The following is a 15,773-nucleotide window of genomic DNA, read 5'->3' on the forward strand; positions in this document are numbered from 1 at the left end:
CTGCCGGCCGGCGGTCAGGAACCGTTGACGGTGGTGCCCGGGTTGGCCGCCGCGCCCTCGGTACTGAGCAGGACGACCACCGAGGCCGGCCCGAGCCCGAGTGCCGTACGGCGTTGCGCGGCGCCCGTGCCGGTCAGTGCCGCCCGCGGTCCGGCGAGCGCCGCCGCCCCGCAGGGGCCCGAGGAGACGCCGAGGGCGGCGAGATCGGCCACCGCGCGGGCGCTGTAGGCGTCGGTGACGGCGACCGCGGCGTCCAGCCCGTCGCGCAGATACGGCCAGGCGAGGCTGGACGGGGTGCCGCAGTTCAGCCCGGCCATGATGGTGTCGCCGGCCGGGACGCCGACGAGGGCGCCGCGGGTGAGGCTCTGAAGGACACAGGCCGCGGTCCCCGGCTCCACGGACAGCAGCGCCGCCCGCCCGCCCGGACGGCCGGCTGCGGTAGTGCGTCACCACGGCCTGGGCCAGCGAGCCGACGCCCACCGGTACGCAGACGAGACCGGGCCCGTCGGGAACTCCCGCGGCCGCCAGCTGGTCGTCGACCTCCGCGCACAGGGTGGAGTAGCCCTCCACGATCAAGGCGGGGACCTGCTCGTAACCCCGCCAGGCGGTGTCCTGCACCAGGACGGAGTCCGGCGCGGTGGCCGCCTCCGTCGCCCGGCGCACGGCCTCGTCGTACGGCCCCGGGACCTCGGTGACCCGCGCCCGTTGGGCGGCGATGGCCGCCACCGCCCGCGGATGCACACCCTGCGGGACGAAGACGTGGGCGCGCTGCCCGAGGCGCCGCGCCGTACGGGCCACCGCGCGGCCGTGGTTGCCGTCCGTGGCCGTGACCAGGGTGACCGGGTCCCGGCCCCGACCCTGCGGGCCGGGGGCGTCGGCGGCCCGCTCGGCGAGCACGCGGCGCACGGCCCAGGACGCACCCAGTGCCTTGAACGCGGGCAACCCCAGCCGGTCCGACTCGTCCTTGACGAAGACCCGGCCGATCCCCAACTCATCGGCGAGGGAAAGGAGTTCGGTCAGGGGAGTGGGTGTGTGGCCGGGCAGTGCGGCGTGGCACTCCCGTACCTCGGCCGGTGCGGGCGCGCAGCGCCAGGCACGGGCGCCGGGCCGCGCGTGCCACGGCGGGGTGCGCGGGGGAGAGGTGTTGTCGGACACGGAAGCAGCGTGCTGCGCGGATCTTCGATCGGTCCAGCGAATCTCTTCGACCTGCAGTCGTCGGAAAGGACGACCAGTCAGCCGGGAGCCCCGCCGCCCGTGTTCGATCCGCACCGCCTGCGTCTGCTGCGCGAACTCAAGCACCGGGGCACGCTCGCGGCCGTCGCCGCCGCCCTGTCCTACGCGCCCTCCTCCGTCTCCCAGCAGCTCTCGCAACTGGAGACCGAGGTCGGTGTCCCGCTGCTGGAGCCCGTCGGGCGGCGGGTGCGGCTGACCGAACGGGCCGAGATCCTCGTCGCCCACACCGAGGCGGTCCTCGAACGCCTGGGGCGCGCGGAGGCCGACATCGCCTCCTCGCTCACCGAGCTGACGGGTACCGTGCGCCTCGCCTCCTTCCAGACCGCCGCGCCCACCCTGGTCCCCGCCGCGCTCGGCCTCCTCCGTGAGCGCCACCCGCACCTGCGCGTCCACCTCACCCGGCTGGAACCGGAAACGGCCCTGCCCGCGCTCCAGGCCCGCGACTTCGACCTGGTCCTCGCCGAGGAGTACCCCGGCAACCCCGACCCGCGGCCCGCCGGACTCGAACAGGAAGACCTCCTGGAGGACGCCGTCCACCTCGCGCTGCCGACACCGGCCGCCGCCCTCGACGGCGGCGGCCCGACCGCGGCGCCGCGCTCGCTGGCCGACCACCCCTGGGTGATGGAGCCCGAAGGCACCGCCGCGCGCCACTGGGCGACGACCCTGTGCCGGACCGCCGGCTTCGAACCCGACGTACGCTTCGAGACCACCGACCTGCTGCTGCACCGCCGCCTCGTCGAGCGGCACGCGGCCGCCCTCCTCCCCGACCTGGAGTGGAGCGGACAGCCCCCGACGGTGCCGCTGCGGCGACTCCCGCGCGGCCGGTGCACCCGCCGGATCTTCACCGTCGTCCGCGGGGGCCGCGGCAGGCATCCCGCCGTCCTCGCATGCCGGGACGCCCTGCGCCACGCGGTGACCCTCCACCCGGGCCAGGCACAGGCGGGCCACCAGCAGACGGACCTCCTCCGGGAGGCCGCATCCCGCGCTCCGTGGATCCGGCGGTCCGCGTCAGCCGCCGATGCCGTCGAGCTCGGCCAGCGCGTCCGCCGGCAGTTCCAGGCTCGCGGCGGCGATGTTCTCCCGCAGATGCTCCGGGGACGATGTGCCGGGGATCAGCGCGATGTTCGGGGAACGCCGCAGCAGCCAGGCCAGCGCCACCTGCTGCGGCGAGGCCTCCAGCCGGGCGGCGACCTTGGCGAGCGTCTCGGACTGGAGCGGGGTGAAACCGCCGAGCGGGAAGTACGGCACGAACGCGATGTCCAGCGCCGCCGTACGCGCCAGCAGTGCGTCGTCCCGCCGGTTGGCCAGGTTGTACAGGTTCTGCACGGTGACCACGGGCGCGATGGCCCGGGCCTCGTCCAGCTGCGCCGTGGAGACGGCGCTCAGCCCCAGATGCCGGATCAGCCCCCGCTCGCGCAGCTCGGCCAGCGCGCCGAACTGGTCGGCGACGGAGTCCTCGTTCGGGGTGTCCATGTCGCCCAGCCGCAGATTGACCACGTCGAGGGTCTCCACCCCGAGATTGCGCAGGTTGTCGTGGACCTGTGCCTTCAGGTCCTCCGGGTGCCGCGACACCGTCCAGCTGCCGTCGGCACCCCGGCGGGCGCCGACCTTGGTGACGAGGTGCAGGCTCTCGGGGTAGGGGTGCAGTGCCTCGCGGATGATCTCGTTGACGACGACCGGGCCGTAGAAGTCGGCGGTGTCGATGTGCGTGACACCGGCCTCCACCGCGGCGCGCAGGACCGCCACCGCCCGGGCGCGGTCCTTCGGCGGGCCGAAGACGTGCGGCCCGGCCAGCTGCATGGCGCCGTAGCCGACGCGGGTCAGCGTCAGGCCCTGCGCCGGGGTGATGGTGCCGCCGAGCTGTGCAGTCATGTCGTACCTCTCAGAATGTGCGGTGTCCGTGGTGACTCCGGGCCGCCGGTCCCTCCGGTGGCCTCGTGGTCCACCCTGCGCCGGGGGTGGGCGGCGGTGGCAGTGCCCCCGCGTTCCTGGGAGTGGCAGGGACAGTCGCCGCCGCCCGGCCGGCCGTACGGTGGGTGTCATGGACGGTTCGAACGCGCTCGGTGAGTTCCTGCGCGCCCGCCGGGCGCTGGTGCGGCCCGAGGACGTGGGGCTGCCCGGCGGCGGCCTGCGCCGGGTGCCGGGGCTGCGCCGCGAGGAGGTCGCGATGCTCGCCGGCATCAGCTCCGACTACTACCTGCGGCTGGAGCAGGGCCGGGACCGCAACCCGTCCGTGCAGGTCCTGGAGGCCATCGCGCGTGTGCTGCGGCTGGACGCCGACGCCACCGCCCACCTCGTCTCGCTCGCCCAGGACCGGCCCGCCACCGCGGTACGGCCCGGGCGCCGCTCGCAGCAGGTCCCGCCGAGCCTCCTCCAGCTGATCGACGGCTGGCCCCGCAACCCCGCCTATGTGCAGAACCGCTATGCCGACTGCCTGGCCGCCAACGCCCTCGCCACCGCGCTCACCCCGAACTACCGGCCCGGCGTCAACGTCCTGCGGGCCGTCTTCCTCGACCCCGCCGAGCGCGAGCTGCGCCGGGACTGGGAGGCCCTCACCGCGGAGGGCGTGGCCGTGCTGCGGTCCGAGGCCGGCGCGGACGCCGCAGACCCCCGGCTGCGCGACCTGGTCGGCGAGCTGTCCCTGCGCAGCGAACGCTTCCGCACGCTGTGGGCCCGGCACGAGGTGCGGCCCCGGCGCGGCCGCACCAGCCACCTCACCCATCCGCAGGTCGGCGACCTCGAACTGCACTCCGACAAGCTGTCCGTGGACGGTACCGACGGACTCACCCTGGTCGTCTTCCACGCGGAGCCCGGCAGCCGCAGCGCCGAACTCCTCGACATCCTCGGCAGCCTCAGCGCGCCGGCGGGCGATGCCGCCGCGTCGGAGCGTGTCGAGGACCAGTAGGGGAGGGCCAGCAGGGGAGGACCGGCGGCCGTACGGGAGCCCGCCGTGTCCGGGCGGTAAAGGTGTCACGATCGGTTCCGGAGCCGGTACCGACGAGCGTCGGAGCGCGCATGACGACGCACAGGGCCACCGACCGGGCGACGGAGCACGTCGAGGGCGTGGAGGTGAGGCCGGTCGCCGGACACACCGGCGCCGAGATCAGGGCGTCGACCTCGCAGGACCGCTCGACGACGCCGTGACGGCCCTGATCCGGGAGGCGGTGCTGCGCTGGAAGGCGATGTTCTTCCGCGGTCAGGAGCTGGACCACGCCGGGCATGTCGCCTTCGCCCGCCGCTTCGGCGAACCGGTCGTCCTCGGCCGCCGCGGCAGCGCCTCCCCGGCCGCGTTCCCCGAGGTGGAGACCACCGCGGACCGCCTGGAACTGGGGGCCGGTTCGGCATGGAGCACGAGGAGTGGCCGCATCGGCGCCGGCACACCCTGCTGCGCGGCCGGCACTGCGACCACGGTGCCCGGATCGACCCGCCGGCCGCGACCAGCCTGCGCGCCGAGACCGCACCGCCCTACGGCGGCGACACCACCTGGGCGAGTCTGACCGCCGCCTGCGCCGGTCTGTCGGCGCCGGTGCGCGTCTTCGTGGACGGGCCGCGCGCCGAGCACCGGCTCGGCCTCGGCCATCGGCCCCGGCCCGGCGACGACGCGTACGTCCGGCACCTCCTGGCCCATCAGGTGGCCTCCGTCCATCCGCTGGTGCGGGTGCATCCGGAGACCGGGGAGCGGGTGCTGTTCGGCAACGGCTACTGCCTGGAGCAGATCGCCGGCGTCTCCCGTCCCGAGAGCGCGGCGCTGCTGGAGACGCTGCTGGAGCAGGCTGTGCGCCCCGAGTGCACGGTCCGCTTCCGCCGGGAGCCCGGCAGCGTGGCCTTCTGGGACAACCGGGCCACCATCCACCTCGCCTCCAGCGACAATGCCCACCTGGGCTTTCCCCGGATCATGCACCGGGTGATGCTCGCCGGGGAGGTGCCGGTCGGCGTGGACGGCAGGCCTTCGGAGCCGGTCACCGGTACCCGGCGGGACGCTGGTGAAGCGGGCGCCGGTCAGCTCGCGGGGTGCCAGCCCAGGGCGGGGCCCAGCTCGGTCGCCATGTCGGTGAGGATCTGGACGTAGTCCTCGTGCGCGAAGGTGAACGGCAGCGCGAACGCGACCTCGTCGACCTCCCGGAACGCGGCGTGCGCGTGCAGCCGTTCGGCGATCTGCGCCGAGGTGCCCACCAGGTCCGGTGCGAACAGCAGCCGTCCGGGGCCCTTCGGGGACGCCGTGCGGGGCAGGCGCTCGGCCGCGTACGCCTCGTACCGGGCACGCTGCTCCGGGCTCGCGGAGTCGGTGGGGATCACCACCAGACCCTGTGAGACCCGGGCGGCCTCGCCGTCGGGGTGGTGGGCGCGGAACTCCCGGATCAGGGCCAGCTGGAGCGCGGCGAAGTCCGGTTGCCCGTGCGGGTCTTCGGCCTTGACGACACTGCTGGTCAGGAAGTTCATCCCGTGCTCACCGGCCCAGCGTGCCGAGCCGAGGCTGCCGCCGCCGTACCAGAGCCGCCGGCCGAGGCCGGGGGAGTGCGGCTGGACCGTGTCCGCGAACACCTCGAAGCCCTCGACCCCGCTGAAGTCGCTGGCGGGTTTGCCGCGCACGAAGTCCAGCAGCCGCCGGACGCGCTCGTAGGAGAAGTCCTCCGCGCCGGCGGTGTCCGGGTGGAGCGCCCCCTTGATCTGCTCGTAGTGCATCGGCGGGCCGACGCTCACGCCCGGGTTCAGCCGGCCGCCGGACAGCAGGTCCACGGTCGCCAGGTCCTCGGCGAGGCGCAGCGGGTTCTCCCAGCCCAGCGGGATCACCGCCGTGCCCAGCTCGATGCGCCGGGTGCGCTGGGAGGCCGCCGCCAGGACGGCCACCGGGGAGGAGATGCCGTACTGGAGGTGGCGGTGGCGGACCCAGGCGCTGTCGAAGCCCAGCCGCTCGCCCAACTCGATGATCTCCAGCGTGGACTCGTGGCCCCGCGCCGGATCCGCCGCGTCGAACAGGCCGATCGTGAGAAAGCCCAGCTTGCGCAGCGGGCGTGGGGTGGACGGCACGGGCTCCTCCAACGGTCGTACGCCGACGCCGTCCCGATTCTGGCAGGTCTATGTGACAACCGTGTGATCACTTCAGCGGGATGACGACCTCGTCCTCGACCGGCGGATCGAGCTCCTGCGCACGGTTGCCGGTCGCGGCGAAGCAGCGCAGCCGGACCTCCTCCGGGGCGACGTCGAGTCGCAGGAAGCACTTGAAGAACGGCGGGCTGTAGGTGGCCGAGCCGGGTGAGAACAGCGAGGTGTACGCCTTGCGCACGGGCAGCCGGAACCGGGACGCGCGGTCCGGGCGGCCGCCCGTGCCGAGCAGGCTCGCCACCAGCCGGGTGCGCCGGGTCACCCGGGCGTCCGGACCGGGCGCGCGGCCCGGCTCGATGCCGAGCCGCTCGGCGACGACGGCCGTGGCCTCGGACTCGGTGAGGGTGAGGAAGCGGGGCAGACGCAGCCGGCGGCCGTACAGGCGGCTGTAGAAGGCCAGCGAGTCGCCGCGCAGCGGGTAGCAGCGGAAATCCCGCTCAGTGACACCGCCGACGGACACACGCGCAATGGTGTGCGTGGCGTGCATGAACGCACCGCCACCGCCGCAGACCACGTACTGGACGGTGCGGCCGTCCACGTCGACCGGATAGCGCTGGTAGTTGTGGATGTCACCGCCGATCGCCGCCACGTAGTGGTGCTCCGGGTCCCGGACGACGTCGTCCACGGTGCCGCCGCCCTCGATGGCACACGGGTGGTGCTCGCCGTCGACGTACAGCGGTGAGCCGGTGACGAGGATCTTCGGCTTCGGTCCCCGGGACACCTCGCGCAGCCAGGCGCCCTGTTCGGCGTCGATCGTGCCCAGCAGCCCGGTGTCGATGCCGACGATCCGCACGGGTCCCGCGTCGATCGCCCAGTACGGCCCCGGCTGCTCGGCCCGCTGAGCGGGCTTCGCGCGCAACTCCCGGGCGGTGGCGAGGCGTTGCTCGTCGGTCGGGGCGGGCCGGTGCCACAGCAGGGCGCGCCACCAGGCGGCGGTGAGCGGGCGGGGCCGGGGCTCGGGGGCGAGCGGCGGGGTGTCGGCGCAGAAGACGCGCATGAACGCGCCGAGGTCCTCGTACCAGTCGTGGTTGCCGGGTATGGCGTAGATCGGCGCGGGATAGTCCTGGTACGGGCGGAAGAACTTGTCGTGGTAGTCGTCGGCGGTGCCGACCGGGTAGATCACGTCGCTCGTGACCACCGTGAAGTCGGTGTTCTGACTCGCCTTCAGAAAGCCCGGCACGACCGCGTACTGAGGATCGTCGCCCTCGCCGGTGTCCCCGATGACCATGAAGGAGAAGACGTCGGGGACCTCACGCCGGATCACCTTGTCCGCGGGCGCCCCCGCCGCCTCCCGGCGGGCGACCCAGCGGCTGCGGGTGCGGCCCGTCGGATCGCCGAACCAGGACGCCAGCACGCCGTTGCGGGCGGCCCACAGGGTCCGTGGATCGAGCCACGAGACCTTCTGGACGTGGTCCGGCATCAGCTGCTTGTAGGCACCGGGCTCGGCCGAGCCCCAGCCGGCGCCCTGTGGGGTATCGCGTGAGGAGTCGGACACGCCTGCACCGTAACAACACGCCGGTCGGTGGCGGTTGGCGGGGCGTCCCGAGGTGACGGTCGCCATGACGGTGCGACTGTAGGAGGTCGATGGTTCGTCAGGTCAGGTTCAGGCCGCCGTCGAGCAGGATGACCTCGCCGGTCAGGTACGTGTTGGCGAGCACCGACGCGACCAGGCCGGCCACGTCGGCGGGCTGGGCCGGGCGGCGCATGGGGGCGCGCTCGCGCCACAGTTCGTGCGCCTGCGTCCAGTCCCTCGTCATCGGAGTGTCCACCAGACCCGGGGCGACCGCGTTCACCCGTACGTCCGGTGCGAGTGCGGCGGCGAGCAGCCGGGTCACGTGGTTCAGCGCCGCCTTGCTCGCCGCGTACGGCACCGACGAACCCTTGGGCCGTACCCCGGCGTGGCTGGTGATGTTCACGATGCTTCCGCCGCCGGGGGCCGTGCGCAGCGCCGGAAGCGCCGCGGTGCACAGGACCCAGGGCGCGATGAGGTTGACCTCCAGCAGCCGCCGCCAGTCCGCCGGCGTCGCGGCGGCCAGGTCGGCGTGCGGGATCGGCCGGCTGATGCCGGCGTTGTTCACCAGCACGTCCAGCCGCCCGTACCGGCCGAGCGCCGCCTCGACCAGCCCGCGCGTCTCCTCCTCCGCCTCCAGGTCGGCCCGTACGTAGGCGCCGTCCAGCTCGGCCGCCAGGGCCTTTCCGGCCCGCACGCTGCCGCGCGAGTGCACGACCACCCGCATGCCGTCGGCCGCCAGCCGCCGCGCCACGGCCTCCCCGATCCCCGACGTGGACCCGGTGACCAGGGCAACGGGCCGCTCGCTCTGTTCGCTGCTCATGATCGACAATCCTGTCACGTCAGCCATCGGCAGAGGGAAACCCTTGAATGGCATGACTGGCATGTGCGGGTCAAAACTGGCATCCTTCCCCAGCACATCGCACCTCCTCGCTGTGCGCGGATCCCGCACAGCTCGGCTCGCCCGGGCAGCAGACCCGTCTGCCCGTCTGTCACCGGCCGCGACCCGGCGGCCGCAGCGGGAGGAGTACGAGTGAGACCCCACAGATCCGTTCCCACAGAGGTCGCAGACGCGCCACGGCCGGCGCCGCCCTGATCTCCACCGCGGCCTTCCTCGCCGTCGGTGTCCAGCCCACCCCGGCGGCGGCCAAGCCCGCCGCCCCCACGGCGGCTCGTACAAGGCGTGGCTGGACGGGTAAGGCTCCTCGCACACCGACACCCTGTCCCAGTCGGTGACGATCCCCGCGGGCTGCAAGGCGACGCTGACCTTCTACCCGCACATCGACACCGCCGAGACCACCGGCAGCACGGCGTACGACAAGCTGACGGTGAGCGCCGGTCCCAGCACCCTGGCGTCGTACTCGAACCTCAACGCCGCTTCCGGGTACACGCAGAAGACCTTCGACCTGTCCGCGCTGGCGGGCCGGACGGTCACCCTGAAGTTCAACGGAGTCGAGGACACCTCCCTCCGGACGCGCTGCGTCGTGGACGACACCGCCCTGACGATCGGCTGAGCCGTCCGTCGCGGCCCCGCACCCGGGCGGTGCGGGGCCGTGGCATGTCAGCTCAGCGGATCCAGCGTGAGGTAGGCCTGCTGCGGATCGCCGTCGTTCACCAGTGACTCCTGGTTGCCGACGTCGTCGAAGGCGAACGCGTAGGCCTTGCCGTCGGCCATCTGGCCGTGGACCGCACGGGCGTACTGGTTGGTCACCGCGTCCTGGTAGAAGTCGGCGGGGTTGGTGTCCGGCTGGTCCGAACTCACCAGCAGCGTCGAGCGGTTGAAACCGGCGCACAGCGTGCGGGAGATGGGGCCGCGGACGGTGTCGTTCGGCGCGTCGAGCAGCTTGTGGCAGCCGAAGACGCTGTCCGCGTCCGGCTTCCGGAAGCTGGTGACGACCGTGCCCGAGGCGTCCGTGAAGTTCATGACGTCCCCGGAGACCCGCCCGAAGTACTTGGTGTTCGGCTGGTCCGCGAACGGCGTCACGGTCAGCGTGCCGGTCGCGTACTTCTGCCAGACCCGGTTGACGTAGTCGTCCATCACGTTCGCCGGCAGGGCGCCCGTCTCCACACCGTAGAGCGGGGACAGCGCACGCAGCACGGTGCCGTCGGAGCGGGTCTGGACCAGGCCGGACCAGCCGCCGGACTGTGCGCGCAGGGCGTTGAAGAAGCCGGTGTAGCCACCGGACTTGAGATGGCCGGTGGTGCTCACGCTGCCGTCGGCCCGCTTCACCCCGACCGCGTACGGCGCCGAGAACATGTCCACCTGGGTGCTGTTGAGCCACAGCCCCGAGTCGTTCAGCGTGTACTCGGACCAGTTGAAGAGGATGTTCCGGTTCGGGTCGGACGGGTTCTGCACGGCCGGCTGGACGAGGCCGCCGGTGGTGAGCCGGAAGTCCAGCTTCTGGCCGTAGGAGAAGTAGATCCGGCCCGAGAACTTCGGTATCCGGATGGTGGTCGACCGGCCGGGTGCCGGACCCGCGATCGACGCGTCCGGCGCGGGCGTCGGCGGGTTGCCGCCCGCGGGCCAGGCGTGGAAGGCGCCGTTCGCGTCGGCCCAGCCCTGCTGTCCGGAGGAGAGCTGGGTGCCGAGGTCGTAGACGTAGACCGGTTCGGAACGGCCCGAGTTGTTGGTGATCGTCAGCGCGAGGGTGTCCGGGACGGCGGCGCCGGCGCGGTCCGGGGCACCGAGGGCGAGCACTCCGCCGACCAGGGCCGCCGCGGCCGCCAAGGGCAGTGCGGGGCGGGTGAGTTGATGCGGCACTCTCCATACCTCCGTGTGGGGTCGGGGTGGTGCGGATATTGGTCCGTACCAGTTCTGAGAGCGCTCTCAGACTCGTGGTGCAACCGCGTGCATGTCAATGCGTGGAACGAGATCGGCTCCCGGCGCCCGCTGTGCGGCGGGCCCCGGGAGCCGATCGGTGACCGACGGGTGACCCGGTGTCAGAAAGTGCGCTCCAGCAGACCGAGCAGGGCCGCCCAGTGCCGCTCGGAGGCCTCCTCGTCGTACGCGGTGGTGTCCTCCTGCGTGTAGCCGTGCTGGGCGCCTGTGTAGACCTCGCAGGTGTGCCGTACCCCGGCGTCGGTCAGGGCCTTCTCGAAGCGCTCGATCTGCTCCGGCGGCAGCGAGGGGTCGTTGTCGGCGTGCCCGAGGTACAGCTCCGCCTTGATGCGCGGGGCGCCCAGGTGAGGGCTGGCCGGGTCGTCGGTGGCGAGGGCCGCGCCGTGGAACCCGGCCGCGGCCGCCACCCGGTCCGGATGCGCCGCGGCCGTCCACAGGGCGAGCCGGGCGCCCATGCAGTACCCGGTGATCCCGACCGGCCCGGCGGCGACCAGCGGGCTGTCGGCCATCCAGCGCAGATAGGCCGCGGAGTCCCGCTCGATCATCTCCGGGTTCAGGGCGAACACGATCGGGCCGAGCTTCTCCCAGATGGTCGGATCGGCGGCCGGGTCCTTGAAGTCGGGCAGCTCGACGACCGGGGCCCGGCCGACGCGGTAGGTCACGTTGGGCACCAGCACCGTGTATCCGGCGGCGGCCAGCCGGTCGGCCATCTTCTTCAGGTGCGGACGCAGGCCGTAGGCGTCCTGGTAGAGCAGTACACCCGGGCGGGGTCGCCCGTCCGCCGGGTGGACGAGGTAGGCGTCAGCGACGCCGTCCTCGGTCGGGATGTCGAGGTCGGTTCGCTGGAGATCGGTCATGGTGAGCAAGCCTCCCTGGGGAATGGGGCGCCGGGCGGCGTCCGCCCCCCGGCGCCGGCTACGGCCCATGCTGCCATGCAAGATCGGCGGCGCCGCGCCGGGTGTGCCGTGCGGCCGCCACGGTCACTCGAAGCGGACGGTGTCCCCGGCGCCCCGCCGCACGATCTCCGCCTCGCCGCCGGAGAAGTCCACGACCGTCGTCGGCTCGGTGCCGCACTCGCCGGAGTCCACCACCGCGTCCACCACGTGGTCGAGCCGGTCCTTGATCTCCCAGCCCTGGGTCAGCGGCGCCTCCTCGTCCGGCAGCAGCAGCGTGCTGGACAGCAGCGGCTCGCCCAGCTCGGCCAGCAGCGCCTGGGTGACCACGTGGTCGGGGATGCGCACCCCCACCGTCTTCTTCTTGGGGTGCAGCAGCTTGCGCGGCACCTCACGGGTGGCCGGGAGGATGAAGGTGTAGCTGCCGGGGGTGGACGCCTTCACGGCCCGGAAGACGTCGTTGTCCACGCGTACGAACTGGCCGAGCTGCGCGAAGTCCCGGCACATCAGGGTGAAGTGGTGCCGGTCGTCCAGATGGCGGATGGAACGGATCCGGTCCATGCCGTCCTTGCTGCCCAGCCGGCAGCCCAGCGCGTAACAGGAGTCGGTCGGGTATGCGATGAGCGCGTCGGAACGCACCGCCTCCGCGATCTGGGCGATGCTGCGCGGCTGCGGGTTGTCAGGGTGCACGTCGAAGTACTTCGCCACCCGTCGAGCTTATGCCGCCTCACGCGTCCCGCGCGCACCGGCCGCTCTCCGGTGCCCTGTGCCTGGCGGGGGCGGACCCGGCCACGGCCGGAATGCGTGCGGGAACGGCGCGGGCCGCGGCGGGGACGGATCCGTGCACCCCGCCCGCCCCGAAAGTCTCGCGAGGACACGCGCGTACGCCCGGGATTCCGGGGCATCCGCCCTCTGAGTCGCCCAGAGCCACCCCCCCCGGCCCCGGGCTCCTCGACTCCGCCGACGGCCCAACCCCCCCAGGCCGTCGGCGGAGTCATGTCCGGGCTGCCTGGCGGCAGGGGACGCGGGCGGGCCCCTTCGGGTAACGTGCCGGATGCGTATGCGCAGGTCAACGCCGGGACGAGAAGGGGTGGAAGGACGTGGCCGGCCCACCGGAGGAGAGTGCGCCGCCTGTGCGGCCGAACGGCGGCGACGGCGCCTGGGCGCAGCAACTGCTGGACCATCTGCGGCCCGCGGGCCGCGATCTCGGCCGCCTCGTCGCCTGGCTCGCCCGCAGCACCGGGGCGATCGTCTGCCTCCTGGACGCCCACGGCCGCCTGCTCGCCGGTGAGCCGCTGCCGCTCGACACCACCGTGGTCGCCGACGTCTGCACCGGCCGGGTCGCCGCCGCCGCGCTGGAGGACGGCGTACGACACGTTCGGCTGGTCGGGATACGGCATCCGGGACCCGGCCCGGCGGCGGGCGCGGTGCTGGCGCTCGCCCGCCCGGCGCCCTTCGACCGGCACACCACGGAGATCCTCAACCACACCGCCGGAGTACTGGAACTGCTGCTCAGGGAGCGGGAGTTGGCGGACTCGGGGCGACGGCTGCGGCGGGCGACGGCCGACCTGCGGCTGGCGATCCTGCAACTGCTGATGGTGGAGGACACCGTCTCCGCCCGCCGCGTCGCCGCCGGACTCTGGCCCGGACTGCTGGAGGAGGACACCGCCCGCGTCTACGTCGTCGAGACCACCGCCGCCGAACGGGACCGGCTCGCCGACGCCTGCGCCGACGCCACCGGCGGGCGGGCGCTCGTCGTGCGCTGCCCCGCGATGGACGGACACGTCATCGTCGTCGGCCCGTCGAGCGAGGTCGGGGAGCGGCTGCGGTCCCTCGTCTCCGGCCGCCCCGGCACCTTCCTCGGCGGCAGCCCCCGCCAGCGCCTCGCGCTGACCGCCACCGCCTACGGCCAGGCCGTCACCGCCCTCGCCGTGGCCCACTTCCGGCCGGAACGGTCCGCGGTCTACGCCGCCCGCACCCGCCCCGCCCAGCTGATGGACCCGGCCGGGCTGCGTGCCTGGGCCGGCGCGGTGCTGCGCCCGCTGGACGCGCTGCCGCACCACGTGCGCGCCGAACTCCTCGCCACCACCGGGCTGGGCCTGGAGTTCACCGCCGTCAGCGCGGCCAAGGTGCTCGGCGTCAGCCGGAACACGGTCCGCGCCCGGATGGACCGGGTCGCCGGGCTGCTCGGCGCCGACTTCTCCCGGCTGGCCGTCCGCGCCGTCGCCCACGTCGCGCTCAACACCGAGGCGGCGCACGGCCCGTACGACCCAGGCGGCCCCGCGGCCGGGCCCGCGGACCGGGGCGGGCTCGCGGAGCTGTTCGGCACGCGCGCGCTGCGCGCCTGGGCCGAGGGCCTCCTCGGCCGGCTCGACGAGGACGGCCGGGACCTGCGCGGCACCCTGCGCGCCTGGCTCGCCGCGGACGCGCACGCCGAGCGCGCGGCGCAGTCGCTCGGCGTCCACGCCCAGACGGTACGCGAGCGCGTCCGCTCGGCCGAGCCGGTCCTGGAGCGCCAGTTGACGGCCGGTGGCACCGATCTGTACGAGACCGTCCTCGCCCATCTGGTCGTCGGTGAACTGCCCGTACCCGAACTCGGTGCGACGAAGCGGGACCAACCGGACTCACCTGTGCACGGGTGAGTGCCGGGCGGGCCCCGCCGGGCACCGGTGCACTACCCCCGACCGCCGCTCGCACGTAAGTTCAGTGTTCCGCGGGGCACGACCGGAACGGGGGACCGGTCGGGGCCCCGCGGCCTCGTCCTCTCAACCGGTGGGAGCGCGCGGCAGGTTGTAGACGTGCGCGGGGGTGAGGATCGACGTGATCGCCCTGCCCGCCAGCGTGCTGGGCTCCTGCCCCTGGTACGCGGCGTCGGTGTTGAGGAGCACGACGAGCGTCGTCCCCGTCGACGGGAGGTAGACGGTCAGGGACTCGTAGCCCGGCAGGGAGCCGTTGTGGCCGATCCAGCCCTGCACGTCGAAGATGCCGAGCCCGTAACCGGCGCCCTTGATCGTGTCGGTCTGCGGGGTGATCAGCCGCTGCTTCTGAGTGGCGGCACTGATCATCCGCTTGCCGTCGGGGAACTCGCCGGTGGCGACCGTGGGCGCCCGGACGCGCAGATCCTCCAGCTTCGAGAACATCGCGCCGGCCGCCCAGCCCCAGGACGGGTTCCAGTGGGTCGCGTCGGCGACCTTGCCGTTCGCCGTCTGCTCCCTGTAGCCCCGCGGGTGCGGACGCGGGAGCTCGTTGCCGGTCGGAAGGACCGTGTCCTTCATGCCGGCCGGGTCGGTGACGTGCTGCTTCCCGTAGTCCCCGAGGTGCTGCCCGCTCGCCTTCTCCACCACCGGACCGAGCAGGATCAGGTTGGTGTTGGAGTAGGAGAACTCCTGCCCCGGCCCGAACAGCGCCCGGTGCTTGAAGGAATGGCCGAGCAACCGCCGCGGCGTGAAGGACCGTTGCGGGTTCGAGGTCAGGGCCCTGACGGAGTCCCGGTCCTCGGAGTAGTCGTACAGTCCGCTGCGCATCCCCGCGAGCTGACGCAGCGTGATCTTGTCGCCGCCCGGGACGCCGTCGACGTACGTGCCGATCGGGTCGTCCAGACCGACCTTCTTCCGGTCCACGAGCTGGAGCAGCGCGGACACGGTGAACGTCTTGGTCTCGCTGACGATGCGCGTGAACAGGTTCGGGGTCATCCTCCGGTCCGTGCTCCTGTCGGCGACCCCGAACGAGCGGATGCAACTCGACTGCCCCGGCGTCCAGATGCCGACGGTCGCGCCGGGGACGTCCGCCGTGTGCATCGCCTGCCGCACGGCGGCGTCGAGTCGGCGGGCCACGGCGGGTGTGAGGTCGCGGACCTCCGGTCCCGAGGGCGTGGGGCCGGGCGAGCCGGCGGCAGGGGCGGCGGGTACGGCGGCCGGTGCCGCCCGTACGGGTCCCGCGGAGAGCGGTGCGATCAGTGTCCCCACGGTGACGGCGACCGCCGCTCCCCTCAGCAGGCGTGCGGACGACGCGGCACGGGCTTACTCCAAGCACGTGGGGGCGGAACGTGCGATGAGCGGGAGGCCCGGCCCGGACCTCCCCGGCATAGGAGAGCCCGCCTCGCACCGCCCGCCGGGCCGGACGGGTGCCGAGGGGGGTGCCGACGGGATGCTTGTACGACGGGTACGGTGCCTCGTTCGAGCGACGAGCTCACCCG

At 73.4% G+C, this 15,773-nt stretch carries 10 protein-coding genes and 4 pseudogenes; 5 read left to right on the forward strand and 9 right to left on the reverse strand.

Going from position 1 to position 15,773, the window contains the following annotated elements; genetic code table 11:
• Positions 1-14: 14 nt before the first annotated feature.
• A pseudogene (locus ACZ4MF_RS34145) lies at positions 15-1,155 on the reverse strand (diaminopropionate ammonia-lyase).
• Between the two features lie 99 nt (positions 1,156-1,254).
• Here ACZ4MF_RS34145 and ACZ4MF_RS34150 point away from each other — a divergent pair.
• A pseudogene (locus ACZ4MF_RS34150) lies at positions 1,255-2,148 on the forward strand (LysR substrate-binding domain-containing protein); the annotation flags it as partial.
• A gap of 93 nt (positions 2,149-2,241) precedes the next feature.
• On the opposite strand, the gene ACZ4MF_RS34155 reads toward ACZ4MF_RS34150, so the two are convergent.
• The gene (locus tag ACZ4MF_RS34155; RefSeq protein WP_467496216.1) at positions 2,242-3,105 is read right to left on the reverse strand and encodes an oxidoreductase; all 864 of its coding nucleotides are present in this window, start codon (positions 3,103-3,105) and stop codon (positions 2,242-2,244) included.
• 169 nt (positions 3,106-3,274) lie between these two features.
• Between ACZ4MF_RS34155 and ACZ4MF_RS34160 the strand changes: the two genes are divergently transcribed.
• Complete coding sequence (locus tag ACZ4MF_RS34160; protein ID WP_467496218.1) at positions 3,275-4,138, forward strand: helix-turn-helix domain-containing protein; 864 nt, start codon at positions 3,275-3,277, stop codon at positions 4,136-4,138.
• A gap of 110 nt (positions 4,139-4,248) precedes the next feature.
• A pseudogene (locus ACZ4MF_RS34165) lies at positions 4,249-5,220 on the forward strand (TauD/TfdA dioxygenase family protein).
• 12 nt (positions 5,221-5,232) lie between these two features.
• On the opposite strand, the gene ACZ4MF_RS34170 reads toward ACZ4MF_RS34165, so the two are convergent.
• The 3 genes from ACZ4MF_RS34170 to ACZ4MF_RS34180 form a co-directional block, all read right to left on the reverse strand.
• The gene (locus ACZ4MF_RS34170; protein ID WP_467496220.1) at positions 5,233-6,261 is read right to left on the reverse strand and encodes an LLM class flavin-dependent oxidoreductase; all 1,029 of its coding nucleotides are present in this window, start codon (positions 6,259-6,261) and stop codon (positions 5,233-5,235) included.
• A gap of 67 nt (positions 6,262-6,328) precedes the next feature.
• Positions 6,329-7,831, reverse strand: a complete 1,503-nt coding sequence (locus ACZ4MF_RS34175) for a metallophosphoesterase family protein (protein WP_467496222.1) — start codon at positions 7,829-7,831, stop codon at positions 6,329-6,331.
• A 97-nt stretch (positions 7,832-7,928) separates the two neighbouring features.
• Positions 7,929-8,669, reverse strand: coding sequence for an SDR family NAD(P)-dependent oxidoreductase (locus tag ACZ4MF_RS34180; RefSeq protein ID WP_467496224.1), 741 nt, complete (start codon positions 8,667-8,669; stop codon positions 7,929-7,931).
• A gap of 340 nt (positions 8,670-9,009) precedes the next feature.
• Between ACZ4MF_RS34180 and ACZ4MF_RS34185 the strand changes: the two are divergent.
• Positions 9,010-9,360, forward strand: a pseudogene (locus ACZ4MF_RS34185) (hypothetical protein); the annotation flags it as partial.
• Between the two features lie 47 nt (positions 9,361-9,407).
• Here ACZ4MF_RS34185 and ACZ4MF_RS34190 read toward each other — a convergent pair.
• From ACZ4MF_RS34190 to ACZ4MF_RS34200, 3 genes are all read right to left on the reverse strand, one after another.
• Complete coding sequence (locus ACZ4MF_RS34190) at positions 9,408-10,607, reverse strand: glycoside hydrolase family 64 protein (RefSeq protein WP_467496226.1); 1,200 nt, start codon at positions 10,605-10,607, stop codon at positions 9,408-9,410.
• 179 nt (positions 10,608-10,786) lie between these two features.
• A complete protein-coding gene (locus ACZ4MF_RS34195) occupies positions 10,787-11,542 on the reverse strand; it encodes a dienelactone hydrolase family protein (RefSeq protein ID WP_467496227.1) in 756 nt (251 codons plus the stop codon).
• 123 nt (positions 11,543-11,665) lie between these two features.
• Entirely contained in the window at positions 11,666-12,286 is a 621-nt protein-coding gene (locus tag ACZ4MF_RS34200; RefSeq protein WP_356023832.1) for an L-threonylcarbamoyladenylate synthase, read from the reverse strand.
• A gap of 392 nt (positions 12,287-12,678) precedes the next feature.
• Here ACZ4MF_RS34200 and ACZ4MF_RS34205 point away from each other — a divergent pair, with 392 nt between their 5' ends.
• Positions 12,679-14,220: a helix-turn-helix domain-containing protein gene (locus ACZ4MF_RS34205; protein ID WP_467496230.1), complete on the forward strand. Its 1,542-nt coding sequence runs from the start codon at positions 12,679-12,681 to the stop codon at positions 14,218-14,220.
• 123 nt (positions 14,221-14,343) lie between these two features.
• On the opposite strand, the gene ACZ4MF_RS34210 is transcribed toward ACZ4MF_RS34205, so the two are convergent.
• Positions 14,344-15,543 carry a serine hydrolase domain-containing protein gene (locus ACZ4MF_RS34210; protein ID WP_467496232.1) on the reverse strand — a complete coding sequence of 400 codons (1,200 nt, stop codon included), beginning with the start codon at positions 15,541-15,543 and terminating at the stop codon, positions 14,344-14,346.
• Between the last annotated feature and the right edge of the window lie 230 nt (positions 15,544-15,773).

The sequence above is a fragment of the Streptomyces sp. NPDC025793 genome, from assembly GCF_055558375.1.